General features: G+C 68.2%; 23 protein-coding genes. 11 read left to right on the forward strand and 12 right to left on the reverse strand.

Annotated elements, in window-relative coordinates; all coding sequences use genetic code 11:
• Positions 1-8 precede the first annotated feature (8 nt).
• The 3 genes from ON19_RS04265 to ON19_RS04275 form a co-directional block, all read right to left on the reverse strand.
• Positions 9-1469 carry a phytoene desaturase family protein gene (locus tag ON19_RS04265; protein WP_051168515.1) on the reverse strand — a complete coding sequence of 487 codons (1461 nt, stop codon included), beginning with the start codon at positions 1467-1469 and terminating at the stop codon, positions 9-11.
• 26 nt (positions 1470-1495) lie between these two features.
• On the reverse strand, positions 1496-3316 hold the full coding sequence (locus ON19_RS04270; RefSeq protein ID WP_043687068.1) for a DUF3556 domain-containing protein: 1821 nt from the start codon (positions 3314-3316) through the stop codon (positions 1496-1498).
• Between the two features lie 99 nt (positions 3317-3415).
• Positions 3416-4882, reverse strand: coding sequence for a class I adenylate-forming enzyme family protein (locus ON19_RS04275; protein WP_043687069.1), 1467 nt, complete (start codon positions 4880-4882; stop codon positions 3416-3418).
• Positions 4883-5050: 168 nt separating this feature from the next.
• Between ON19_RS04275 and ON19_RS04280 the strand changes: the two genes are divergently transcribed.
• The 5 genes from ON19_RS04280 (at position 5051) to ON19_RS04300 (ending at position 9403) form a co-directional block, all read left to right on the forward strand.
• Positions 5051-6274 carry a PucR family transcriptional regulator gene (locus ON19_RS04280; protein ID WP_043687070.1) on the forward strand — a complete coding sequence of 408 codons (1224 nt, stop codon included), beginning with the start codon at positions 5051-5053 and terminating at the stop codon, positions 6272-6274.
• Between the two features lie 109 nt (positions 6275-6383).
• Positions 6384-7292 carry a TIGR04222 domain-containing membrane protein gene (locus tag ON19_RS43225; RefSeq protein WP_051168516.1) on the forward strand — a complete coding sequence of 303 codons (909 nt, stop codon included), beginning with the start codon at positions 6384-6386 and terminating at the stop codon, positions 7290-7292.
• Between the two features lie 13 nt (positions 7293-7305).
• Complete coding sequence (locus tag ON19_RS04290) at positions 7306-8160, forward strand: MbnB/TglH/ChrH family RiPP precursor modification enzyme (RefSeq protein ID WP_043687187.1); 855 nt, start codon at positions 7306-7308, stop codon at positions 8158-8160.
• On the forward strand, positions 8157-8588 hold the full coding sequence (locus ON19_RS41640; protein ID WP_157229583.1) for an SCO6045 C-terminal-like domain-containing protein: 432 nt from the start codon (positions 8157-8159) through the stop codon (positions 8586-8588). The genes ON19_RS04290 and ON19_RS41640 overlap by 4 nt, the downstream gene beginning before the upstream one ends.
• Positions 8589-8902: 314 nt before the next feature.
• The gene (locus ON19_RS04300; RefSeq protein ID WP_043687079.1) at positions 8903-9403 is read left to right on the forward strand and encodes a metallophosphoesterase family protein; all 501 of its coding nucleotides are present in this window, start codon (positions 8903-8905) and stop codon (positions 9401-9403) included.
• A 63-nt stretch (positions 9404-9466) separates the two neighbouring features.
• Here ON19_RS04300 and ON19_RS04305 read toward each other — a convergent pair whose 3' ends face one another.
• The 4 genes from ON19_RS04305 to ON19_RS04315 form a co-directional block, all read right to left on the reverse strand.
• The gene (locus tag ON19_RS04305) at positions 9467-9679 is read right to left on the reverse strand and encodes a hypothetical protein (protein ID WP_043687081.1); all 213 of its coding nucleotides are present in this window, start codon (positions 9677-9679) and stop codon (positions 9467-9469) included.
• A gap of 131 nt (positions 9680-9810) precedes the next feature.
• The gene (locus tag ON19_RS04310) at positions 9811-10941 is read right to left on the reverse strand and encodes a mechanosensitive ion channel family protein (protein WP_227954735.1); all 1131 of its coding nucleotides are present in this window, start codon (positions 10939-10941) and stop codon (positions 9811-9813) included.
• Between the two features lie 65 nt (positions 10942-11006).
• The gene (locus tag ON19_RS41645) at positions 11007-11153 is read right to left on the reverse strand and encodes a hypothetical protein (protein ID WP_157229584.1); all 147 of its coding nucleotides are present in this window, start codon (positions 11151-11153) and stop codon (positions 11007-11009) included.
• A gap of 145 nt (positions 11154-11298) precedes the next feature.
• Positions 11299-12753 (reverse strand): lipase maturation factor family protein, encoded by a 1455-nt coding sequence (locus tag ON19_RS04315; RefSeq protein WP_043687084.1) that lies wholly within the window; start codon positions 12751-12753, stop codon positions 11299-11301.
• A 161-nt stretch (positions 12754-12914) separates the two neighbouring features.
• On the opposite strand from ON19_RS04315, the gene ON19_RS04320 reads away from it, so the two are divergent.
• The gene (locus tag ON19_RS04320; protein WP_043687088.1) at positions 12915-13253 is read left to right on the forward strand and encodes an MmcQ/YjbR family DNA-binding protein; all 339 of its coding nucleotides are present in this window, start codon (positions 12915-12917) and stop codon (positions 13251-13253) included.
• 41 nt (positions 13254-13294) lie between these two features.
• On the opposite strand, the gene ON19_RS04325 is transcribed toward ON19_RS04320, so the two are convergent.
• Both ON19_RS04325 and ON19_RS04330 read right to left on the reverse strand, forming a co-directional pair.
• Positions 13295-14578, reverse strand: a complete 1284-nt coding sequence (locus ON19_RS04325) for a hypothetical protein (RefSeq protein ID WP_157229585.1) — start codon at positions 14576-14578, stop codon at positions 13295-13297.
• A 244-nt stretch (positions 14579-14822) separates the two neighbouring features.
• A complete protein-coding gene (locus ON19_RS04330) occupies positions 14823-15734 on the reverse strand; it encodes an EamA family transporter (RefSeq protein ID WP_083899134.1) in 912 nt (303 codons plus the stop codon).
• 675 nt (positions 15735-16409) lie between these two features.
• Here ON19_RS04330 and ON19_RS04335 point away from each other — a divergent pair.
• Together ON19_RS04335 and ON19_RS04340 are read left to right on the forward strand one after the other, a co-directional pair.
• A complete protein-coding gene (locus tag ON19_RS04335; protein WP_051168517.1) occupies positions 16410-17168 on the forward strand; it encodes a PP2C family protein-serine/threonine phosphatase in 759 nt (252 codons plus the stop codon).
• 105 nt (positions 17169-17273) lie between these two features.
• Positions 17274-17756, forward strand: a complete 483-nt coding sequence (locus ON19_RS04340) for an adenosine-specific kinase (RefSeq protein ID WP_043687092.1) — start codon at positions 17274-17276, stop codon at positions 17754-17756.
• Between the two features lie 54 nt (positions 17757-17810).
• Here the strand turns inward: ON19_RS04340 and ON19_RS04345 are convergent, their stop codons facing one another.
• The gene (locus tag ON19_RS04345; protein ID WP_043687094.1) at positions 17811-18686 is read right to left on the reverse strand and encodes an LLM class F420-dependent oxidoreductase; all 876 of its coding nucleotides are present in this window, start codon (positions 18684-18686) and stop codon (positions 17811-17813) included.
• Between the two features lie 145 nt (positions 18687-18831).
• On the reverse strand, positions 18832-19194 hold the full coding sequence (locus ON19_RS04350; RefSeq protein ID WP_043687098.1) for an ArsR/SmtB family transcription factor: 363 nt from the start codon (positions 19192-19194) through the stop codon (positions 18832-18834).
• 93 nt (positions 19195-19287) lie between these two features.
• On the opposite strand from ON19_RS04350, the gene ON19_RS04355 reads away from it, so the two are divergent.
• Positions 19288-21249 (forward strand): heavy metal translocating P-type ATPase, encoded by a 1962-nt coding sequence (locus tag ON19_RS04355; RefSeq protein ID WP_043687101.1) that lies wholly within the window; start codon positions 19288-19290, stop codon positions 21247-21249.
• Positions 21250-21314: 65 nt separating this feature from the next.
• On the opposite strand, the gene gnd is transcribed toward ON19_RS04355, so the two are convergent.
• Positions 21315-22760 carry an NADP-dependent phosphogluconate dehydrogenase gene (gene gnd, locus ON19_RS04360; RefSeq protein WP_043687104.1) on the reverse strand — a complete coding sequence of 482 codons (1446 nt, stop codon included), beginning with the start codon at positions 22758-22760 and terminating at the stop codon, positions 21315-21317.
• Between the two features lie 410 nt (positions 22761-23170).
• Between gnd and ON19_RS04365 the strand changes: the two genes are divergently transcribed.
• Both ON19_RS04365 and ON19_RS04370 read left to right on the forward strand, forming a co-directional pair.
• Positions 23171-24400 (forward strand): TetR/AcrR family transcriptional regulator, encoded by a 1230-nt coding sequence (locus ON19_RS04365; RefSeq protein WP_083899130.1) that lies wholly within the window; start codon positions 23171-23173, stop codon positions 24398-24400.
• A gap of 217 nt (positions 24401-24617) precedes the next feature.
• The coding region (locus ON19_RS04370; RefSeq protein WP_043687110.1) for an acyl-CoA dehydrogenase family protein at positions 24618-25176 on the forward strand (559 nt) is incomplete at its 3' end.

The raw sequence follows: 25176 nt of genomic DNA on the forward strand, positions 1-25176 counted from the left end.
TGCCGACGCTACTGCGGCCCGGACGGGTTACTGCGCACGAACGGCGATGACTGTCGGAAACCCGCTCGGCGCAGGGCCCGCTGCGCGGCGTTCGCACCGCACATCCCGTGCGCTCCCGGACCCGGTGGTGTAGCGGCAGAGCATATGTAGTGACCGGGAACACCGACATCATAGGGCTGCAGGGTCTTTCGTGGACCGAACACCAGCTGCGGTATGTCTTTCGCGCCCGTCATGATGTTGCCGCCGACATAGTTGGGGTTGTAGTCGGCGAATTCGGTCGCGCTGCGCACGCTGGTCCCGACGACGCGGTCGCGGAACCCCGGTGCGAAGCGTTCGATCTGAGCCGTGATCGCCGCCGTCGCGTCGCCGCGGTAGCCGTGCGGGACGTGGGCATAGGCCCAGATCGGATGGATGTCACCGGCCGAACGATGTGGATCGGCGAGATACTGCTGCCCAACCAGCACGAAGGGACGCTCGGGCATCCGGCCGCGGTGGATATCGCGTTCGGTGGCGGCGATCTCCGCGAACGTGCCGCCGAGGTGCACCGTCCCCGCTCGTCGCGCGGCCTCCGCGGTCCACGGCACGCCGCCGTGGACCGCGAAGTCGACTTTGAAGGCGCCCGGTCCATATCGAAAACTTCGGTACGCCTTCGCGATTCGCGGCGGTAGCCGGTCGCCGAGGATCTCCGCGAGCGCGGTGGGCGCCAGGTCCCACATCGTCAGGTCGGCCGGGGGCAGATCGGACCCCGACCGCACGCGGACACCGGTTTCGATCTTTCCGCCGAGGTCGCCGAGGTACGCCGCCATGGCCTCGGTGATCCGCTGGGATCCGCCGGCGGCGACCGCCCAGCCGTAGGTGTGACCCGCGGTGATGATGCCCAGTCCGATACTCGCGCTGAGCGGCCGGTGCAGCGGATGGAAGGTGTGGGCGGCGACGCCGCCGAACAGCCCTCGGGCCTGCTCGGTGCGCAACAGTCCCGCCAGCAGCGTGGCCGGGGTCAGGGCGGGAATCCCGAAGCGGGCCAGCTGGAAGGGATGGCGGGGCAGGCGCAGCAACGGCCGCATGATGTCGGCGCTCATCCGGTCGTAGCCTGCCGTCGTGCGTTCGAACAGCAGCCGCCACGCGCGGCCGTCGCCGCCGAGACCGGCCGCGGTCTCGGCGACCGAGCGGAGCAGCACACCGGCGGTGCCGTCGTCGAGCGGATGAACGCAGTCGACCTCCGGCCACGCCCAGGACAATCCGTAGCGCTCCAGGTCGAGGCCACGCAGGAAGGGAGAGCCCACGGCCATCGGGTGAACGGCCGAGCAGTGGTCGTGCAGCAGGCCCGGCACGATCGCCTCGCTGGTGCGGGTGCCGCCGCCGATCTCGTCGGCGCCCTCCAGCACGGTGACCTCCAGCCCGGCGCGCGCCAAGGTGATGGCCGCGGCCAAACCGTTGGGGCCGCTACCGACCACGACCGCGGTGCTCATGTCGCTCTCCCGTCCTGGTGGTGGTCTCAACCGACAGTCTGCGGCGCGAGTTCCCGAGCCGATTCGTCGGGCGGCGTCGGCACGGTGTATCCCGCCAGCCGCCACGTCACCTCGTGCGGGATCGGGCCGTCGGGCAGCCAAGGCTGCGCCTCGACCGCGTCACGCACCTGCCAGGTGCCGCGTTCGACTACACCGATCGCCGCGTCGATGACCTGATACCGCTGGATACCCCGGTGGATCGGCTGCGACTCCACCCACACCACGATCCACTCGCCCGGCGCGAACCCGACTCGGGATTGCACCGCGTTGATCAGATCGAGGTTGTGCAGGTGACCATCGCCGAAATTGAAGCCGATCAGCGAGTTGCAGCCGAACTCCGCTTCCCGGACGGTCCAGCGGTCGATCTCGGGAATGTGCTTGTACAGCAGGGAGAACAGGCCGCGGCCTTGGCTGTGCATCGAGCGCCACGCGATCGTCTGCTGCATGGTGATCTCCGCGACCTCGGGCGGATAGCCCATGGCCTTCAGCTGGTCGACTTGATTCACGGTGGGACGGCGCCGGATCGTGTTCAGCTTCTCCTCCGCGCCGGGCGCGAAGGCCCAGAGAGCCGACGCCCAGTTGCCCGCGTACTGCCGCATCGACGGCAGGAACGACACCAGGTCCGGGCGCAGGTTGCCGAGCACGGGGAAGAACACCAGAGCCGCGACGATCAGCGCGGCGAGCCATGGCGAGGAGATGTCACCGAGGCCGTAGCCGCCGTCGTTGGGGTAGCCCAGGAAGAGGAAGACGGTCAGGTAGCCGAACAGGACGTTCCACTCCAACGGCACCGCCAGCGGGAAGGTGGAGGTGATGAATGCGTGGAACACCACCATCAGCACCACACCGGCCACGGTCAGCCAATGGTTGGTGGAGAACAGCAGCACCAGCGGTGTGACGATCTCGACGGCGGTGCCGCCGACATGGGCCAGGAACGAAGCGACCTTCGACGGGCGCAGGTCCCGGGGGAAGTCACGGTAGTGCGAGCGCTTGATCCACTTGGCCGGCACACCCGGACTGTTGGAGACCATCGGCGGGACGACGTTGCTGAAGTGCCGCCCGAACTTCGACACTCCGGCGCCGATCCACACCGCGCAGATCAGGAGCTTGGCCGCGATGATCATGTCGACGAACGGCAGCACCGCGAAGAACACGAGTGCGGGCAGGTACTGCTCGCCGCGGGCGCTGAGGAAGATCGTCTTGTCCCGCAAGCCGCACAGGACGTACAGCACGATCGCAGCGACGAGCAGAGCCGGATTCACCAAGCCGGATGTGTTGTCCGGCAGCGCCGCGCTCAGCGAGGCGCTCGGCACGCCGGGCAGCACGATCGCCGCCGACAGCGTCGCCAGGAACGCCAGGTACAGCAGCACATCGACGGCAGTGCGCTCGTCTCCTCCGGTGAACGGTACCCGCCGCCAGGGCCGCAGGCGGATCGTGCCGGGCCGGGCGTAGAACAGGATGCCGCCGGTCATCGGCTTGAACTTGCCCGCGAGCGGTCCCCACGATCCGGCGATGCCGAGCGCTTCGAGCAGGACGGTCCACAGCACCAGCTTCTGGTAGACCACCGGCTGGTTCCACCACGCCGAGACCTCCCAGAACGGGCCGACGCCCGAACTCCAGGTCGCCAGGGCGACGCCGGCCAGCACCGAGACCAACGCGACCTTGAGCAGATAAATCGTGTGGATCATCTTCGGTGTTCCGAAACCGTATTCCACCCAGTGCAGGGCCAGCGTTCTCATCCGCTCCCGCAGCGGCTGGTCGAGAAATGTCTCCACATTCACGGGCGGGAAATCCGCCGTTTTGAAACCCATTGTCCGGACCTTTCCTATCCAGTACGTCGAGCGCAGGCGAAACCCGTACGGAGACGAGTTCGGAGCGCGGTATTTCGCTCGCGATCGAACGGATGTTTTCTATGCGGTGGTGACCGGCTCGGCCACGAGTGCGCGAAGTTTTCGTTTGTCGATCTTCCCGACCGGATTCCGCGGTAGTGCCTCGACGATTTCGATCGACACCGGCACCTTCGTACGCGCCAACGACTTCCGGCAGTGCTGCGCGAGTTCATCGGCGCCGACCCGGGCGCCGGGCATCGTCACCACATGGGCGACCGGGACCTCGCCGAGGACCGGATCAGGAGCCCCGACCACCGCGGCCTCGAGTACCGCGGGGTGGGTGTGCAGGACGTTCTCGATCTCCTTGGGGTAGATGTTCTCGCCGCCCCGGATGATCATGTCCTTGATCCGGTCGACCAGGACGAGGTATCCGTCCGGGTCGAAGTAGCCGACGTCGCCGGTGTGCAGCCAGCCGTCGACCACCGTCTGCGCGGTCGCCTCGGGCCTGCCGAGGTAGCCGCGCATCACGTTGGCGCCCCGGATCACCACTTCGCCGCTCACGCCGTCGGCCACGAGCCTGCCCTCGGCGTCCATGATCGCCACCGTCTGCCCGGGCAGTGGCAGTCCGACCGTCCCCGGCTTGCGCGGGCCGCCCGGAGGGTTCAGCGTCGAGGCACAGGTACCTTCGGACAGTCCGTAGCCTTCGACGATCGGCACGCCGAAACGGGTTTCGAACCGCGCGATCAATTCCGCGGGCATGGGCGCGGCCCCGCAGATCACCCGGCGCAGCGACGAGGTGTCCGGCCTCCGGTTCGCCGGCTGTGCGACCAGCATGGCGTACACGGCCGGAACCGCCGAAAAGTACGTCGGGCGTACCCGTTCGACCACGTCGAAGAACGCCGAGGCCGAGAAGCGGCCCGCGATCGTCGCCCGGCCACCGGCGAGCAGCGGCGACAGAACGCTCACCACGATTCCGTTGACGTGGAACAGTGGCAGGATCAGCAGACTGTGGTCGGTGTCGTTCAACGCCAGGACCTCGACGAGCATCTCGCACATCGCGGCCACATTGGCGTGGTCGAGAACAACCCCCTTCGGCTGCCCCGTGGTGCCGCTGGTGTAGATGATCAGCGCCGGCGCGGCCGGATCGAGCGCCACCGCTTCCGGGGCGGTGTACTCGCCCTCGGGCCCGGCCACCTCGGCCGAATCGAGCGTCCCCGCTCCGCGCCCGCCCTCGGTCACCACCACCTTCGCCGCGCAGTCTTCGACCTGGTAGCGGATCTCGTCGAAGGTGGCGTCCGGCTTCACCGGGGTCACGGCAGCGCCCAGCCGCCACGCCGCGAACAGAATAACGACGAATTCGATCCGGTTCGGAAGAACGAGAGCGACGACGTCGCCTTCGCGAATCCCGTGCGCGTACAGGACAGCCGCTGCCCGGCGAACGCGTTTCGCGAATGTCGCATTGTCGAGCTGCGCACGGTCGTCCGCAATACATGGGCCCGACGGATTCCAGGTGGCGCGGAAATCCGGTAAATCAACAACCTGCTGCACGATAGCCTCACCCGATATGGTGTGATGTGAATTACATTGCAAAGGTAAGTCCGATATCGGGGCAGGGCTACGGGCCCGCATCCCAGAGTTTTCGCCCGGCTTTGTACCGGTGGCACAAACGGAAGGAATGCGTCCGAGCCGCCGTGCCGATTCCGGTACGGTCCGGGCATGAGCGCTGACGTGGACACGACCATCCGCGATGTCGCCGCACGCGTCAAAGCCGACCTCGACCGGCTGACCGCGGAGATGACCTCGATGTTCGCCGAGGTGATCCCGGAGTTCCGCCACGACGACGAAGTGCGCCGCCTGATGATCGCCAGCACCGCGTCCAACCTCACCGCGATCCTCGACATGCTCGCCCTGAGCATCTCCCGCGACAACATCACCGTGCCACCGGCCGCCGCCGAGTACGCCCGGCGGTTCGCCCAGCACGGAATGTCCCTGGAGGCCCTTCTGCGCGCGTATCGCCTCGGCGAGCACATGTTCACGCAGCAGACCATCGCCCTACTCCGGCACTCCGCGACCCCCGCCGACCTGGCACTGGATACCACCAGTCGCATCGCGCTGCTGGTCAACAGCTACATCGATCAGGTCATCGAAGGCGTCATCGACATCTACGAAAGCGAACGCCGCCGCTGGGACGCGCGGTCGGACAACACCCGCGCGGCGCAGATCCGGGCGGTGCTCGACACCGACAACCTCGATCTGGCCGCCGCGGAGCAAATGCTCGCCGCATCCCTGCGGGGGTGGCACATGGCCGCGATCATCTGGGTGGGCAAACCCGGATCGGCGACGACCGACCTGCTGCACGCCGGTGCCGCGATGCTCACCGCCGCGACCGGGAAGAACCCGCTGATGGTATTGGTCGACGAACAGAATTGCTGGGCCTGGATCTCCTCGGTCGGCAAACCGTCGCTGGATGCCGACCGGCTCGAGCGAGACATGCGCCGCAGGCCCGGAATTCGCGTCGCGGTCGGCGATCCCGGAGCGGGACTCGCCGGCTTCCGGCAGACCTTCCGCGACGCCCAGCGCGCCCGCAACCTGGCCTTGGTCGCGGATCCCACCCGCGCGCTGACGCTGCACTCCCGAGTCGCACTTGCGAGCTTGCTGGTCGACCATCTGCCCGACGCGAGGGCATGGGTGCACCGGGTACTCGGCGACCTCATGCGTGACGACGAGACGACCGCGCGTCTGCGCGAGACGGTGCAGACCTACCTGGACGCCCGCGGCAGTCTCACCGATGCCGCGGCCCGCATGCACGTCCACAAGAACACCGTCCACTACCGGATACGCCGAGCCGAAGAAGTGCTCGGCCACCCGCTGACGGTCAACCGGCTGGAGACCGAGGTCGCCCTGATGATTTCCGAGCAACTCGGCCTCGGTCGTGGGTGAGCGTCGGCGTAACTTTCGGCGACATGTGCGCGCGGCGCCGATTCGCCATGGCGCGCGGACCGATAGGGCCTGATACTGAGGGCAGGTTGGACCGATTCCGAGGTGGACGATGAGCGTGATCAACGGGGTGGGCTCGGAAGGGCTTGTCGCGGCAGGCAATACCTGGGGGATTTCCGGGACGGAATTCCTGTCCGTCTACCTGCCGCTGGTGCTGGTAGCGGTGGTCGCCGGGTTCTGGCTTCGGTCGAGGGTCACGCGTGCGGACCCGGAATCCGAGGCGGTCACCGCGCCGGGAGCGGAGCTGACGTTGCCCGAGGTGGGCATGCTGTTCGGCGACCAGAACGCCGCGCTGGCCGCGATGGCACGGCTGCGCGGTATCGAGGCGATCGATTCGGCGGCCGCGCCGGTTCACGCGCTCACCGCGCAGGAGCGGGCGCGGCTGGATCCGTTCACCGTGTCGGTGTACGACCGGCTCGCGGCGGGTCAGCGCAAGACGGCCCGCGCGATCATCGACGGATCGCCCGGCGCCGTCGACGCCCTGCGCACCCGAATGGTCGGCCTGGGGTACCTCCCGGGACCCGCGATGCGCCACGGGCTGCGCGATGCGGGAATGCCGATCCTGGTCACGGGCGCGCTCGGCATTGTCCGCGTCATCGCGGGCGCCTCGCACGGCAACCCGGTGGGTCTGTTGGTCGTGCTGGTGATCGCACAGGTGATCTGCTACGGGCTGGTGGTGCGCAAGCCCCGGCTCACCCCGCTCGGCGTCCGTGCCCGCGACGCCGCGACGGCGCGCAACGGGCATCTGCGGCCGGGCAATTCACCGTCCTATGCGACCTACGGCGCCGAGAGCGCGGCGCTCGCGGCGGCCGTCTTCGGCATCGGCGCGCTCATCGCGCTGGATCCCGGACTCGCCCAGGCGGTCGTGCCGCCGAGCTCCTCGGGCGGCGGTGGTGACAGCGGTGGCGACGGCGGCGGAGGTGGCGGGGGCTGCGGCGGTTGCGGCGGTTGTGGTGGCTGAGCGGTCCGGGCCGCTGCCGCCGAATGCGCTCGGCATCGGGTGGCGGGCCGAAATCTGCGGAGTGATCGCGGAATTGGACGGGCTCGGATTCTGCGAGGTCATCGCCGAGTCGTTGCCCAGCGATACCCGCCGCGCCGGGCGGGTCACCGTCCCCGAGGAACTGGCGGCGTTGCGTGCGCGGGGCGTCGCCGTGGTTCCGCACGGCGTATCACTGTCCCTCGGCGGCGCGGAGCCGGTCGCGGCTCATCGCGTCGAGCACTTGGCGGCCTGCGCCTCGGCCGTCGCCGCGCCACTGGTGAGTGAACATGTCGCTTTCGTCCGAGCGGGTGGTCTGGAAGCCGGCCACCTGCTGCCGGTACCGCGCACCAGGGAAGCGCTGGACGTACTCACCGCCAATATCGCCCGGACCCGGATGGCCCTGGACGTCCCGCTGGCGGTGGAGAACATCGCCACGCTGTTCGACTGGCCCGACGACGAGTACACCGAAGCGGAATTCTTGTCCGAACTCGTCGAGCGGACCGGTGTTCTGCTCCTGCTCGACCTCGCCAACGTCTACGCGAACGCTCGCAACCGAGGGCGCGACCCACATGCCGAACTCATGCGCCTGCCCGCCGAACACGTGGCGTACTGCCACGTGGCGGGCGGTCACGAATCCGGCGGCCGCTACCACGACACCCACACCGACCCCCTCCCCGCCGAAGTTCTCGCGCTGGTCGCGGAATTCGCCGCGTCGCACCCGGCGCCGTTGATGCTGGAGCGCGACGGCAACTACCCGCCCGCCTCCGAGCTGCTCGACGAACTGGACGCCATCGCCGCGGCCGCCGGGCGGCCGCGGATCACCACCCGCGCCAGGGCGGTACCTGCGTGAGCGCGTTGTCGGGACCGGGCGCGGCGCCGCTGGCCGAGCGGCAAGCGGCGCTGGTGCGGGCGCTGGTCGCGGGGGCCCCGGTACCCGCGGGTTTCGACGCCGAGGCTGTCGGCGCGGCGGCGAACGCGCTGTTGTCCAAGCGGGCCGGCGAGATCGCGCGTCGGTTCCCCCTGCTGGTGCACGCCTGCGACGGCGACTTCACCACGGCCTTCACCACTTGGGCGCGGCAGAACCCGAAGACGACGACCTCCGCCGACGCGGCCGCCTTCGCCGCGGCCACGGGTATCGACTGGAGCGCCGCACCTCGCCGAGGCAGGTGGCGACAGCGCCTCGCGAAAGCGTTGAGCTCGGCTTTTCCTACGAGCGGCGGGCTTCGACACGCACTGCGGAGTCGCCGGCCTCACGACGCTCCTCGAGCCACACGCTGACCGCCACCGTCGCGTACGCCGCGACGGTCGCCATCCCCGGCAGCATGAGCATCAGCATGAGAAACGAAATCATCGAAGACACAAGCCCTCCCGGACTACGCGATGGAATCTGTCGTACCGGAGCGCCGCGTCGCGCCACCGTCACGCCGGGGCATACCCACGATCGGGCGTCCAATCTCGACCGAGCCGCACAGTAGATGTGATTGATCTCACTCCTGGAATGCGCCGCGGCGCCTGCTGGGCAGCCGGGATAATCCCCGCCTGCCCGACCTACCGCTGCGGTGTGGGCCGAGGCGCGTGGTAGACCGGTCACCATGCGGTTGCTGATCATCGCTGATACGCATGTGCCCAAGCGGGCGCGGGATCTGCCGGAGCCCCTCTGGCGCGAGGTCGACGCGGCCGACGTGGTGGTGCACGCGGGCGACTGGGTGGAGCTCGCCCTGCTGGACCGATTGGAAGCACGCAGCGAACGCCTCATCGGCGTCTACGGCAACAACGACGGTCCCGCACTCCGCGCGCGGCTACCCGAGATCGCCCACGCCGACCTCGACGGGCTGAGGCTGGCGGTCGTGCACGAGACCGGGCCTGCGAAGGGCCGGGAGGAACGCTGCGCCCGGAAGTTCCCGGACACCGACGTGCTCGTCTTCGGGCACAGTCACATCCCCTGGGACAGTGTCACCGACACCGGATTGCGCCTGCTCAATCCCGGCTCTCCGACGGATCGGCGCAGGCAACCGGAGCACACGTATCTGACCGCGCAGGTACGGGCGGGTCAGCTGAGCCGGGTGAATTTGCATACGCTCCCGAGGCCCTGACCCATCGATGCGCCGTACCCTGTCCGGCTCAGCCGGGACCGGTGCAGACTCGCTGAACGAGGCCTAGCTCTTGGTAGCGGTCAGCACTTCCAACGCGACCGGTTCGAGGAAGCATTCGGTGGGGTCGATCGCGAGCATGGCATCGGTGACCGCTTGTTCGAAGGCGCTGCGCCGGTCGCCGAGCAACCGATGCAGTGGCAGCGAGGTGGAGTAGAGATAACCGATCGCCTGCTCGATCGTCCAGGAACGGGTGAATTCATGGACGGTCCGCCGCACCCGGCGGAACGGCGAGCGGCCAAGATCTCCTCGTGCGACTCCCTGCCCTCGGCCGCGGTCGCCCTTCTTGCGGCCAGCGCCCGCTGCCGGTCACGCCGAGAGCAGGGCGGGGCTATCGACCGGTGCCGGGGTCAGTCGCGGTAACCGTCGCCATCGTCGCCGGAAGGGCCGCCCGCCAGCGCCAAGTGGCGGTCGCCGGTGGCGGGCTCGGTGATCGCGGTGGCGATCTTCGGCAGGGCGTACGGATGGTTGCGGCCGAGCCAGTCGAGCAGTTCTTCCCGGACCGCGCAGCGCAAGTTCCAGACGTCGTCGGCATTGGCCGCCGACATCGTCGCGCGCACTACGATATTCGTGGGCGTGCTGTCGGTGACCACCAGACCCCAGTCGCGGCCGTCCCAGTCCGCACGCTCGCGCAGGTACTCCCCCAGGTGTTCGCGCAGCAGCGGCACCGGAGTGCTGTGATCGAGGTACAAGAAGACCGTGCCGGTGATCTCCGGGCCACCACGCGACCAGTTCTCGTACGGCTTGTTGTTGAAGTAGGAGACCGGCATGGTCAGCCTCCGGTCGTCCCAGATCCGCACTGTCAGGAACGCGAGGGTGATCTCCTCGACGATGCCCCACTCCCCCTCCACGACGACGGTGTCCCCGATCTTGACCGAGTCACCGAAGGCGATCTGCAAACCGGCGATCAGATTGCTCAGCGTCGACTGCGCGGCGACGCCCGCGATGATTCCGATCACCCCGGCCGAGGCCAGCAACGAGGTGCCCAGGGTCCGCAGACTGGGAAACAGCAGCAGGATCGCCACGGCGGCGGTCGTGACCACCAGGACCGATGTGACGATGCGGCGCACCAGACCGAGCTGGGTGCGCAACTGCCGCACCCGGGTGATCTCCTGCGTACGCCGGGCATAGGAGCGCAGCATGTTCTCCGCGAAGGCGTCGGCGGCGCGGATGACCAGCCACGCCGCCGCCATGATCGCGGCGGTGGCCAGGACCGTTCGGATCATCGCGTCCTGGCGTAGATCGAGTTGTGCCAGTGGGTAAGTGGCGTGCAATGCCAGTGAGCCGAGCAATGCCTGCACGGGCAATTGCACCCGGCGCAACAGCATGGGGAGTTGGGTACCAGGACGTCTGCGCGCGCTGTACCGCAAGAGTCGATCGATCAGCAGACCGGCGAGAACGGTGATCGCGACCGTACCGAACACGACGATGAGCGGCCGTAGTACTTCCTCCAAGAGATCGAACTCCTTCTCTTCGTCCACCCGGACCAGCTGCGCTGCCGCACGTTTCGCCGTTACGGCAGCGCAACACGCTGCGGGGCGGTGCCTTACAGCAGTACCAGTGCAACGCTCAGCACGATCAGCATCAAGATCCATGCCGCGACAGTCGTTTCGACGGGACCCTCGGTGCCGGGATCTCCGCTGTCACCGCGTCGGTCGGCGCGAAACTGCGAGCGCGAGGCCGAAATGGACATACATCCTCCTTCGGTCGGTTGCGTCACTCGATCGCATACCCGCTTTCGCCGCCGATCGTCGCCACGCCACTGTGGCGAATGCCACCGCCCCTGACCGCGCGGCTCGCCACCCGGGCGGCCTTCGCTCATAGGCGCCCAGCGCGCGTCATTGCGGTCGGGCATGGCTGCGATATCGCAGTTCATCGAGGGAAACGGGCGGGAAATAGGGACTCACCAGCGTGCGGTGCCACCACGCCCCGGTACGGGCCAACTCGCGGGGGGTGGTGAAGCGGTACAGGTACAGTTGCGCGCGGACGAAGCGCGGTGCGGCTTCGTCGAAGGGGTTGTGCCGCAGCAGGCGCAGTGTGGCTGGATCGTTCTCCAGCAGTCGGGCGAGGAACGGACCGAGCCACGGCTGTGCGTACCGCGGCGAGGCAGCGGCGAACCACATCAGCCAGTCCAGCCGCAGATGGTATGGCGCCCACTGCCGTGGGAGGCGGTGTGGGTCGCCGGGTTTGCCTTTGAAGTCGTATTCCCGCCACTGCGTCCGGTCGGTGACGGTGGCCTCGTCGGTGCCTTCGACGACCACCTCGAAGCGGGTACGGCCGATGCTGCCGAACGCTCCATAGGTGTTGACCAAGTGGTAGGGATCGAACGACCGGTTCATGGCCTGGTCGCGGGAGATCAGGTTGCGCGCGGGCCGGTAGCTGCGGACCACCACCAGCACGGTGAAGGCGATGACCAGGCCGACGAACCACGGCGGCGGTCCCGGCAGAGGCGGCGCGGCGGGCACCGGTAGCCCCGCTCCCGCGGGCGGGCTGATCGCGCCGCAGGCGAGCACGATCGTCAGCCAGTTCAGCCAGGCGAAATTGCCCGACAGCACCAGCCACAGCTGCGTGATGATGACCAGGGCCGCCGCGATGCTCGCCACCGGCTGCGGTGCGAACAACCCGAAGGGCACGACGAGCTGGGCGAAGTGGTTGCCCGCCACCTCGGCCCGGTGCAGCGGCTTGGGCAGGTGGTGGAAGAACCAGCTCAGCGGCCCGGGCATCGGCTGTGTCTCGTGGTGGTAGTAGAGGCAGGTCAGGTCGCGCCAGCACGGGTCACCACGCATTTTGATCAGTCCGGCGCCGAACTCCACGCGGAACAGCAGCCAGCGCGCGAGCCACAGCACCAGAACCGGTGGTGCCGTCCGGTCGTTGCCGAGGAAGATCACGAGGAACCCGCATTCCAGCAGCAGCGACTCCCAGCCGAACGCGTACCATTCCTGGCCCACGTTGACGATCGACAGGTAGAGCACCCACAACGCCGCCCACATCAGCATCGCCGCCCACAGCGGCACCAGGTCGGCCGCGCCGGCCAGCATCGCCGCGGACAGCGCCGCGCCGATCCAGCACACAGCGGCGAAGAAACGGTCGGAGTAGTGGAAATGGAAAATACTCGGCGTCTGCCGGAAGGGCCGCTGGGCCAGCCATCGCGGCACTGGCAACATGCCGTGCTCACCGAGCAGCGCCCGGAATTGCCGAGCGGCCACGAGGAAGGCGATCAGGTAGACGGCCGCGACGCCGCGGGTCAGCAGCTGCCTGCTCAACCAGTATTCGGACGCCGTGAACCACTCCATGCCCGCAACTCCTCCGACCGCGGACGTTCCTACCCTCCTGGCCGCATACCCAGCCCAGCAGTAGGAAAACCACGGTCGCAGTGCCCGGCGGCGCCCGGGCGACCTCGCTGCGCCCTCGACCGCGTACAGAAGTTCCGTTGCGGCCTGGAAAGATTCGGTCCATGAGTTTCACCGGGGACGATGTCCGAACGTTCGCGCTGTCGCTGCCGGAGACGTCCGAACAGTTCACCTGGGGCATGCCGACCTTCCGGGTCGGCGGCAAACTGTTCCTCACCCTCCCCGAGGCGGAGACCTCGATGGCGGTCCGGTGCCCCATCGCCGAGCGCGACGAACTCGTGGCCGCCGAACCGGACAAGTTCTGGATCGCGGCTCACGAAGCCAACAACGCCTGGGTCCGCGCGCGTCTCACCGCCCTGGACGACCGAGACGAGCTGGAAGCCATCGTGCTCGACTCCTGGCGCCAGGCCGCACCCCGGCATCTCCTCGACGACGTCGGCTGACCTCGCGCTGCGCACCGAGGCTGCTCGGGTGGGCTTCTCGCTCAGCGTGCTCGGCGGCGGCGGGGCCGGGGTGCGAGTTTCAATCCGAACAGCAGATCGGTATTCCGGGCCGGGGTCGGTTGCTCGGACGTCCGGAGCAGTCCCGCATGGCGGATCCAGCTGTGGTGCCAGTGGTACAGATCCGGGAGAACCACCTCGCACGCCGCCGCGAGCCTGCGGAGGCGGAAACCGGCTCCGCCGATGGCGCCGGCGAACAGTTTGTCGTTGGGTGTGTCACGCGATTCCTGGTAGGCGCGGGCTTCGTAGAGCAGCGGGCGCGCCACCGGCGGTACCACCCACACGTACAGGTCGGACGCACGGGTGTAGCCGATCGGGCCGTTGAAGATCAGTGCGTCCGCGGTGAGCGCGACACAGGGAATCGCGTTGAGTTCCATCGCGGTGGCGCCGGTGAAGAGCGCGGTGGTGATCGCCGCCGCGTCGACCGGATCGGTGGTCCTGGCACGGACACGGGCGATGACGTCGTGGTCGATCGGGACCGTCGTCAGCCCCGGCCCGACCGAGTACGGCAGATCTGTCGGCAGGTCGAGTCGCAGACCATGCAGCAGGAACGCCGCTTGAGCGCCCCGCAGGCGGGTGATCGTGTGTCCACGGCTGGGGCTGTCGGCAACCAGCCCGCCGAGGAACCTGTACAGGCTCAGAATGTCGCTCCACTCGTCCACCACACCGGCGCCACGGCCGTGATGGAAGCGATCCGGTGCGGTGAGACGTGGTTGCAGCACCGCGAGCATGTATTCGGCGAGACCGGCCCCTCGGGGGCCCAGCCAGCTTCCACCGCCGTTCTGGTTCAGGTTGTGCCTGCACGGCTGCCCGGTGTGTTCGGCAAGCCACCGGCATGCCGTCTGGATTCCGTCGGAATAGACGGCGTCGATGCGCTCGAACTCCGCCGACGGCAGACTTCGGTAGGCATCCGCCCGGAAGGTGGTGACGTCGCCATCGGGGATCTGCGGCAGCAACTCGCCCCCGATCGCTTCGGAGAGCGTGATGATGCGGGATGGCCGGTTACTGCCCTGCCCGTAGCCGACGTGCCTGGTGGGGGGCTCCGGGACATCGATCCGCGTGGTCGCAGGCTCGGGGACATCGATCCGCGTGGTGGGCGCGGAGGCGCCGCGACGGTCCGTCAGCCATCGCCACAGGTTTTCCTCCGGCACGCCGAGCCGCTGCGAGGTCGCTCGCACATGTTCGGCCGAAAGTTCGTTGTGTTCGTCCAGCTGAGCCAACCTTTCCAGCTCGGACGGACGCAGCGTGGGCACGCTTGCGTCGACCACAGTCACAACCTCCTGAATTCTTGGGACCCGCGCGCGGCACCGCGGTTCGAGACGACAGTTGTTCAGCATTTGATCACGTACCCGCCGGTAAGGCGGTGAATTCCACCGAGTTTCGAATGTTGTCTGTGTCACCGACAACTCGGGGATCTACCGGAAATCCGGTTCGCCGAATGCGTTGTGCCTAGTCATCATGCTGTCGGTAGTGGCGACGGAATCATGGCAGCGATATGGACACCCGGAAAACTCATATCGCTCTGTCCACGGTGCTGGACACCGCCATTTCAGCGCACCTGACCTCGGTGCCGTTCGAGCCGCCGCCGCGGGGGCCGCGCGCCGATCCGGCGCACGCCATGACCACCAGGCCGATGCCCAGCCACTGCGCCGCGCGCATGTCCTCGCCGAGCAGGAGCAATCCGACCCCCGCGGCCACTGCGGGCTCCAAGCTCATCATGACGCCGAACGCCGCGGGAGTGATCCGGCGCAGGGCCGCCATCTCGATGGCGTGCGGCACCAGCGACGAGAGCACGGCCAACGCCGCGGCACCCAGCAAGAAGGTCGGATCCGCCAGCACCACAGCATTGTCCGCGATCACCACCGGTAAGGCGAGCAGCCCGCCGAGACCCATCGCCAACGCCAATCCGTCGTGTCCGGCGGTATGCCTGCCGACCACAGCGCTGCAGGCGATGTAGGCGCCCCATCCCGCGCCGGCTGCCACCGCGAACAGCACCCCGCTCCATGACACCGGCCCTTCGCTGTCGACCAGCAGCAACACACCTGCTCCGGCGAGAGCCACCCACAGCGCGTCGCGTAGGCGCCGCGACCCGATCAGGGCGATGGCGAGTGGACCGATGAAGTCGATCGTCACCGCCATACCCAGCGGAATGCGATCCAGTGCCGCATAGAAACACAGGTTCATGCCTGCGATGGACACCCCGAGTCCGGCGATGGGAAGCAGCGCTGTGCGCTCGATCCGCAGCGCGGGCCGCCACAACAGCATGGCGAACGCCCCCGCCAGCACGATCCGGGCACACGCGACCGTCACGGGCGAGGCAAGGGAGAACAAGTGCTTGGCGATGACCGCGCCGAGTTGAATGCTGATCATCGCGCCGACCACCAGGAGCCAGGTGGGCCCGCCCGCGCGTGGCGGGCTCGGCATCGGCGCCGAGCGTAGGGAAGCGTCCTGGGCGGGACCGATGACCACGTAGTGCTCCATTCCTGAACACGCCCGCGACCCACCCGGGAGCGGCGTGCGAAGTTGTGCGCAGGCAGAATCGTTCGCACGAGTTCGAGCCGACGCTTCGATTCATGTGTGCGAGAAGGTTTTTCGGTTGCAACAGCACGGTGTACGGGTGAGCGCGCACGCGTACGGCAACCGTGCTGGGACATAGCGAGCCGACGGCTCCGGGTTTGCGGCCGTCACGGCATCCGGCACAATTTTCGGCTCGGACCAGCCGACCCGGTCGAAGGTGGACGGCATCGATGAGTCGTTCGCTGCGTGCGCCCATGCTTCACAGCCGGAGAACGTAAATGGGCCGGGCAACGTGCAGTGAGCCGATTGATTGCCAGAACCCGGAAACAATGTTGCGAAACGCATTTCGACGTGTGGAGTGCGGCACAAGGTACAGCGGTGATCGATTAATGCGCCGCGATATCAGCCTGTGCGGTGAATTGCCGGTCCGCGGCGGCGGACCGGGATGACGGCCGTGACCTGATCGAGAGCGAATTCTCAGCGTTCACACGGCTGACTCTGGCGAAGCCCAAATACTGACGCGGTCTCCTTGAAGGGTGCTGGTCGGCAGCACTCAGACCCCAGCCCCGAGGAGACCAGCCCATGCACACCGGCACCACCGCGAGCATGCCGCGGATCGAGACATCGTGGCTGGGCGCGGCCATGGGAGCGTCGGCCACTCGGCGTTCGGCACGGTCCATCAACGCCGACGCGGTCGCGATCGAGACGAACGCGACGACCGGAGTCACCGCCTACGTCGTCGCCGACGGCATCGGCGATCATCTGCTCGGCGCCCGGGCGGCCCGCACGGTGGCCGCCGCGGCGGCACGCGCCGGAGCTCGCGACGGAGCGCGAGCGGGAATTCTCGCGGCGCAAGAGGAACTGCTGCGGGAGGTGCCGGAACCCTCGGCCGACAGTGTGCTCGTGGTGGCGGTGGCGCCTGCCGCCGGTCGACCCGACGGCCCCTGTGAAGTTGCCTGGGTCGGCGACTGTCGCGCGTATCGCTGGAACGGGCGGACGCTGCACCAGATCACTACCGACCACACCGTCGCCGAGTTGTACCGAGCGCGCGGGCTCGTTCCCACGCCGCGAATGGGGCATCTGGTCACCACCTCGGCGCGCACGGTCCGCCCGGACGACATCGGGTACGCCGCCACCGGATCGAGCACGGGCAGGCTGCTGCTGAGCACCGACGGCGTACACAAGCCGCTGGGCATCGCCACCGTCAAAGCGATCCTCGCGCAGGGCCATACAGCCCACGCGATCGCGAACAACCTGGTGGACGACGCCCTCCTGGCCGGAGGAAGAGACAACGCCACCGCGCTGGTCGTGGACCTGCCTTTCCGCACTGCCGACGGTTGAGCCCGGATGTCCCCGCGTCGGGTGGACCCCGAGGCCACCCACGACGCGAGCGAAATAAATGTCGAAATGCTATGAATCGAGTTCGCCGGGGCGCAGTATGTCGCTGTGGAGCTGACAGCCGTGCGCATCGACAAACCGGACGAACTCAACGTCGTCATCGGACAGTCCCACTTCATCAAAACCGTGGAGGACCTGCACGAGGCGCTGGTGGGGGTGAGCCCCCACCTGCGCTTCGGGCTGGCGTTCTGCGAGGCCTCCGGACCGCGCCTAATCCGCCACTCCGGCAACGACGACTCCCTCGTCGAGCTCGCCACCAAGAACGCCCTCGACATCGGCGCGGGACACTCGTTCGTCGTCTTCCTCCGCGAGGGCTACCCGGTCAACGTGCTCAACGCCGTGCGGCAGGTCCCGGAGGTCTGCGGAATCTTCTGCGCCACAGCCAATCCGGTAGACGTCCTGATCGCCGAAACGGAACTCGGCAGAGGCATCGTCGGAGTGGTCGACGGATTCGTACCGCTCGGTGTCGAGAATGCCGACGACCAGGCGGCCCGCAGGCAGCTGTTGCGCCAGATCGGCTACAAACTGTAGGGCCGCGGTCAACGAACCTGCGAGCCGACCTGGGTGAGCTGGTCGCCCGCGGCCTCAGCCGAGTTCCGCCAGTTGCGGGACGGCAGGCGCCATGCCATCTATCCACGCGGCCGGCGAACCGGTGGTGGGAATGACCATGACGGCATCGATGCCGAGTTCGGCGTAGGGGGCCATCTGCCGGACGAAATCGTCGCGGTTGTCCGGGCTCGGCCGCGGGTTGTTGGCGATGATCGTCTTGCGGATCTCGTCGTAGTCACGGCCGACGTCGTCGCAATGCCGTCGCAGCACGTCGAGCTTGTGCTCGACATCCGCGGGCGCGGAGCCGAACAGGTTGCAGGCGTCGCCGTACTGCGCGACCAACCGCAGCGTCTTGCGCTCTCCGCCACCGCCGATGAGTACCTTCGGTCGGTTGATGGGCTGTGGCGAGCACAGTGTCTCGGCCAACTGGTAGTACTTTCCGTCGAAGGATCCGTTGTCCTGCGGATCCCACATCTGGCGGCAGATGCGCAGCGTCTCCTCCAGCCGCTCGAACCGTTCGGCCGTCGAGGGAAACGCCACGCCGAGCCCGCGGTGTTCGCGCTCGAACCAGGCGGCGCCGATTCCGAGAACCGCCCGGCCGCCGGAAAGGACGTCGAGTGTGGTGACGATCTTCGCGAGCAGGCCGGGGTGGCGATAGGTCACGCCGGTGACGAGCAGGCCGAGGTCGATGCGCGAAGTGTGCGCGGCCAGGTAGCCGAGGGTGGTGTAACCCTCCAACATGTTCGCCTCCGCGGGCAGGCCGGTCGGCTCGATCTGGAAGTAGTGGTCCATGAACGACAACCAGGTCGCTCCGGACTCCTCCGCCGCCGCTCCCACCCGCGCCAGCTCACCGGCGATGGCGGTCGTACCACCGTCGATATCGAAGATGGGGATGTGGAAACCGAGCTCCATGACGTGGTCCCTTCTGCTGGTAAACCCTGTACGACCGCACACTAAGTGCTGGAGCGCACTCCAGGTCAAGCAGCGGAGTCGAGCCCTCCTCGGACCCCGCGCTGACCCACCTCGAAGGGGCGCACCGGCCTCGCCGCGCGGGCGGTCAGCCGACGGTCTCGGGGCGGTCGGACAGTCCGAGCCGGAGATGTTCGCTGTGGTAGATCGCCTCGTCGAGCAATTGAGCGACGTGATTGTCGTAGAGGGTGTAGACGATGCTGCGGCCGGTCCGCGTTCCGGTGACCAGGCCCAGGTTGCGCAGCAGCCGGAGCTGGTGGGAGACGGCGGACTGTTCCATGCCGATGGCGTCGGCCAGCGCACTCACCGACAGCGGCCCCTGGCGCAGTTCGGTGAGGATCATCAACCGGCTCGGGGTGGCCAGCGCCTGCAAGGTGGTCGCCACGTGGGCGGCCGATTCCGGATCCAGGCGTGCGACAGGGCGGTCTCTGCCTTCGACGCCGTGTCCCATAAGGGAAAAGCATACTCTAGGAACAAATGAAGACATGTTCATGTTTTCTGATATGGTCGGACCGTCCGTTCGCTGCTGTCTTGGAGGTGACCCGTGGCCGCGCCGACTCTCGCGCCGACCCGTCCGACTCCGTCATCCGGTCTCGTGCCCACGCGCCGGACCCGGCTGTTCGCCCTGCCGGAAGTGCGGTGGGCCGCCGCGGCTGTGCTGTTGTTCCTGACCGGTCTGGCGGCGCAACTGGCCGATGGCCCGCAGTGGGTCTGGTGGGGCCTGTACCTGGCCTGCTATGCCGCAGGCGGGTGGGAGCCGGGCTGGTCGGGATTGCGCGCACTGCGGGACAGGACACTCGATGTCGACCTGCTCATGGTCGTCGCCGCGATCGGCGCCGCGTCGATCGGCCAGATCACCGACGGCGCGTTGCTGATCGTCATCTTCGCCACCTCCGGCGCCCTGGAAGCGCTGGCCACCGCCCGGACCGAGGACTCGGTGCGCGGACTGCTCGACCTCACGCCGGACACCGCGACCCGGATCGCCCGCGACGGCGACGAGGAGACGGTGCACGCCACCGAATTACGTGTCGGGGATGTCGCGGTGGTGCGGCCCGGTGAGCGGATTCCCGCGGACGCGACGGTGCTCTCCGGCGGCAGCGAGGTCGATCAGGCCACGATCACCGGCGAACCGCTGCCCCTGGACAAGACCGCGGGTGACGAGGTGTTCGCAGGCACCCTGAACGGCACCGGCGCGCTACGCATCCGGGTCGATCGCCGCGCCGAGGACTCCGTGGTCGCGCGGATCGCCGCCCTTGTCGAGCAGGCGGCCCGAACCAAGGCGCGCACACAGCTTTTCATCGAGAAGGTGGAGCAGCGCTACTCGATCGGCATGGTCGTGGTCACCCTCGCGGTGTTCGCCATCCCCCTGCTGCTCGGCGACACGCTGCAGCGGGCGCTGTTGCGAGCGATGACGTTCATGATCGTCGCCTCCCCCTGCGCGGTAGTACTGGCCACCATGCCACCGTTACTAGCGGCCATCGCCAACGCGGGCCGCCACGGCGTACTGGTCAAGTCCGCCGTTGTCATGGAAAAGCTCGGCGCCACCACGCACGTCGCCTTCGACAAGACCGGCACCTTGACCCGCGGCATCCCCGAAATCGCCGAAATCCATTGCCTGGACGAACGGTTCACCGACGACGAGGTGCTTCGGCTCGCTGCGGCGGCCGAACTCCCGAGCGAGCATCCGCTGGCCGCGGCGATCGTGCGCGCGGCCCGCGGCCGAGATCTGCGCCTGCCCGAGGTCACCGAGTTCACCGCGCATCCCGGCCGCGGTGTGACCGCCCTCGTCGGTGACCGCCTCATCGGGGTCGGCTCCCCCGCCACGGCGGGACCCGGCCTCGCCTCCGGGCAAGCCACCGTCGACGCCGTACAGGCCCACGGCTACACCGCCGTGATCGTGACCTGCGAGCACCAGCCGATCGGGGTGCTCGCCCTCACCGACCAGCTCCGTCCGGAAGCGGCCGCGGCCGTGCGCGCCGCGACCGAGCTGACCGGCGTCGAGCCGGCGCTGCTGACCGGGGACAACCGCGCCACCGCCGACCGGCTCGCCGCTCGGGTCGGCATCACCGACGTGCGCGCCGACCTCCTGCCCGATGACAAGGTGGCGGCGGTGCGGCAGTGGCAAGCCGACGGGCGGGCAGTGACCGTGGTCGGTGACGGCATCAACGACGCCCCGGCCCTCGCCGCGGCCGAGGTCGGCATCGCGATGGGCGGAGCCGGATCGGACCTGACCCTGCAGACCGCGGACGCCGTCGTCGTGCGCGACGATCTGACCACGATCCCGGCGGTGATCGCGTTGTCCCGGCAGGCGCGCCGGGTGGTGACCGCCAACCTGGCCATCGCCGCCACTTTCATCGGCGTGCTGGTCGTCTGGGACCTCGCCGGAAACCTGCCGCTGCCGCTGGGCGTCGCCGGACACGAGGGATCCACCGTCATCGTCGGACTCAACGGGTTACGCCTACTCCGCCGCGCCGCATGGGAGCGGGCCGCCGGGATCCGGGGCTGACGCAGGCGGAAACGATCAATACCGCAAGTGCGGGAGCGATTCCCGCACTGCGGCACCGCGACGGACTAGTCGGCGCGAACCTCGCTGCGGTCGCCGCTCCAGAGCGTGTGGAACTTGCCTTCGGCGTCGACGCGTTCGTAGGTGTGGGCGCCGAAGAAGTCACGTTGCGCCTGGGTGAGCGCGGCGGGAAGGCGGTCGGCGCGCAGGGCGTCGTAGTACGACAGGGAGGACGCGAACGCAGGCACCGGGATTCCGAGCAGGGTGGCGGTGGACACGACGCGGCGCCAGCTGTCGATGGCGGTCTCGATCGCCTCGCGGAAGTAGGGCGCGAGGATCAAGCTCGGCAGCGCCGGGTTCTCGTCGTAGGCTTCCTTGATCCGGTTGAGGAACCGGGCCCGGATGATGCAGCCGCCGCGCCAGATCGTCGCGAGGTCGCCGGGGCGCAGCCCCCAGTCGTATTCGGCGCTGCCCGCGGCGATCTGGTCGAAGCCTTGCGCGTAGGCGACCACCTTCGAGGCGTACAGGGCCTGACGGATGTCTTCGGTGAACTGCTCGACATCGGTGGGCTTCTCGGCCAACCGGCCCGACGCGAGTCCCTCCGCGGCCCTGCGCTGATCGCGGGAACCCGACAGCGCCCGCGCGAACACCGCTTCGGCGATGCCGGTCACCGGCACGCCGAGGTCGAGCGCGGACTTCACCGTCCAGCGTCCGGTGCCCTTCTGTTCGGCCGCGTCGACGATGACGTCCACCAGCGGCTTGCCGGTCTTCGCGTCGACCTGGCTGAGCACCTCGGCGGTGATCTCGACGAGGTAGCTCTCCAGGTCGCCGGAGTTCCATTGGGTGAACACGTCGGCGATCTGCTTGGCGTCGAAACCGAGGGCGTCGCGGAACAGGTGGTAGGCCTCGCCGATCAGCTGCATGTCGGCGTACTCGATGCCGTTGTGCACCATCTTGACGAAATGTCCTGAGCCGTCCGGGCCGATGTGGGTGCAGCAGGGCGTGCCGTCCACCTTCGCCGCGATGGACTCCAGCAACGGACCGAGCGAGGCGTAGGACTCCTCGGGTCCGCCCGGCATGATCGCGGGGCCGTTGAGCGCACCCTCCTCGCCACCGGAGATGCCCGCTCCGACGAAGTTCAGGCCACGCTCGCGCATGGCGGCTTCCCGCCGAATGGTGTCGGTGTAGAGGGCGTTTCCACCGTCGATGATGATGTCGCCCGGCTCCATCGCGGCCGCCAGTTCCTCGATGACCGCGTCGGTCGCGGCGCCGGCCTTGACCATGATCAGCACCCGGCGCGGCTTCTCCAGCGCGCCGACGAACTCCTCGATCGTCTCGGTTCGCACGAAGTCGCCGTCGTCGCCGTGTGCCTCGAGCAGTGCGTCGGTCTTGGCGACGGAGCGGTTGTGCAGCGCGACGGTATAGCCGTTCCTGGCGAAGTTCCGTGCGATGTTGCTACCCATGACCGCCAGACCGGTGACACCGATCTGTGCACGCGCTGTAGAGGTCGACATCAATCAGCTCTCTTCGTTCGACAGGGCGGCGCGTCCGCGCGAAGCTGTTCGGCGGCTGCATCGTGGAGTCCGTTCCACGACGCTTCAGACCTTACCTACCTCGCCGGGGCGCACACGGACGGCATCACGAGCCGCTCGACATGTTCAGGTGCGCGCCCACAGCGGCGGATTTCACCGGCCGGGCGATCCGGAACGGGCGACCAACTCGCCGCGCGTCTCCACGGGTAATGCCACGCGCTCCGGGTGGTGATAGCTGCGGGAAGCCTACTCGACAGTAGGACCCGCGCGTCGTTTATGACGGAATCGTCATACCGGTCCGAGCGCCACTACGGAAGCGCCCCGGGGCGTGCCGGGGAATCGGACGCGGCCCGACCTCGCCGTGGACGTTCCGATGCGCGACACTGACCGCGATGGGCACACAGGCGAACGGCGGCCGGCCACGGCGAAGACCACCTCATCGGCGCGAGATGATCCTGCACGCCGCGGTCGACGCCTTCGCGCACGGCGGCTACTACGGCACGACGATGGCCGATATCGCGGCGGCGGTCGGCATCTCGGCGACGGCGCTGTACCGGCACTTCCGCAACAAGCAGCAACTCTTGGGGCAGTGCCTGCTGGTGGGGCTCGACGACACCTCGAGCCGGCTCGACGCCGCGTTTCGCTCCGACGATTCCGGCGGCGCGGTACTGACCGAACTGGTCCGGGTCGCACTCGAACTGCGCGGCCTGCCGCGACTGTGGCAACTCGAGTTCCGCAACCTGACCGCCGCGGACAAGACCGCGGTACTGGTGCGCGCCGCGCGGATCACCCGGTACCTGCGCCACACCATCCACCTGCGCCGACCGGAGCTGAGCGCCGCGGATGTCGAGCTGCTGAGCTGGTGCGTGCTGTCGATCGCCGTCAGCCCCTCCTATCACCGCGCGGAGTTGCCCGCGCCCGCGGCCGCGCAGGTGCTCGACGCCGCCGTCGCGGCGGTGATCGCCACCGAGATGCCCGAGCACTCGGCGGGCCATCCGCCGAATCGGCCACCGCGCACGGAGACCGGCAACACCGCGCTGGACCGAGCACTGCGGTCGGAGCGGATGCTCGCCGAAGCGGCGCGATTGTTCAGCACCCGCGGCTACGCGGCCGTGGGCATCGAAGACATCGGTGCGGCCGTCGGCGTCACCGGGCCCGCCTTGTACCACCACTTTTCGAGCAAAGCCGAGCTGCTGGACCAGATCGTCCGGCGCCAGGACGAGTGGCTTCGGCTACTGCTCGCCCGGGCGATCGCCGAGGGCCGCAGCGCCGAGGAATCCATGCGCTCACTCATGCGCAGCTTCGCCCAGCTGGGCGTGGACGAGCCCGACCTGCTCGCCATCACCGTCAGCGAGACCCGGCACCTGCCGGGTGAGGCGGTACAGCGCTACCGCAGGGTGCGCCTGGACGGCATCGCCCAGTGGGCCCGCATGTTGCAGGCCGTACGACCGGACTTGTCCGCTCCGGCCGCCCGGGTGCTCAGCCGCGCCGTCACCACCGTGGTCATCGATGCCGTCCGTAATCCGCGCTTCCGGCGTCGCGCCGACCTCGTCGACGTACTCGTGGCGATCGGAGAGCGGATCGAAACGGCCCGGGGCCATGGCCGAGTTACCGCCCAGTGATTTATGCCACTTAGTCGCAATTAACTTAGACCGGCCAATTTCCCGCTATCAGGGGAGAGAACGCAATCGGACATCCGACCATTTACTTAATGGTCATTAACATCGGATTGATTTCGCGTTCCCGGTGCCGCACAGTGTGCCGTGGGCGATCACCTGTGGGTGCGCCCGCCGAATCCCATGCCGGTACACCGGCCGTTTCCCCGAAAGGCCCTGGCTCGTGAGCCATTACAAGAGCAACGTGCGTGACCTCGAGTTCAACCTGTTCGAGGTGTACGGACTCGACGACATACTCCGCACCGGAGCATTCGGTGACCTGGACGGCGACACCGTGCGGTCGATGCTGGCGGAGGCTGCGCGCTTGGCCGAAGGGCCGGTCGCCGAGCCGTTCGCCGAAACCGACCGCAATCCCCCGGTTTTCGATGCGGCCACCCACTCGGTCAGCCTGCCGGACTCGTTCAAGAAGGCCGTGCGCGCCTGGTACGACGCCGATTGGTGGCGGGTCGGCAAGGCCGAGGCGATCGGCGGTGTGCCCGCCCCCTTGATGGTCGGCTGGGCGATCAGCGAATTCGTCCTCGGTGCGCAGCCCGCGGCCTACATGTACCTGACCGGCCCCATCATGGCCGACATCATGCACGGCATCGGCACCGAGCAACAGCAGCGCTGGGCCAGGTTCATGGCCGAACACGGCTGGGGCGCCACCATGGTGCTCACCGAGCCCGACGCCGGTTCCGACGTCGGCGCGGGCCGCACCAAAGCGGTCGAGCAGGAAGACGGCT

Source organism: Nocardia abscessus NBRC 100374 (assembly GCF_000308455.1).
Classification (GTDB): Bacteria; Actinomycetota; Actinomycetes; order Mycobacteriales; family Mycobacteriaceae; genus Nocardia; species Nocardia abscessus.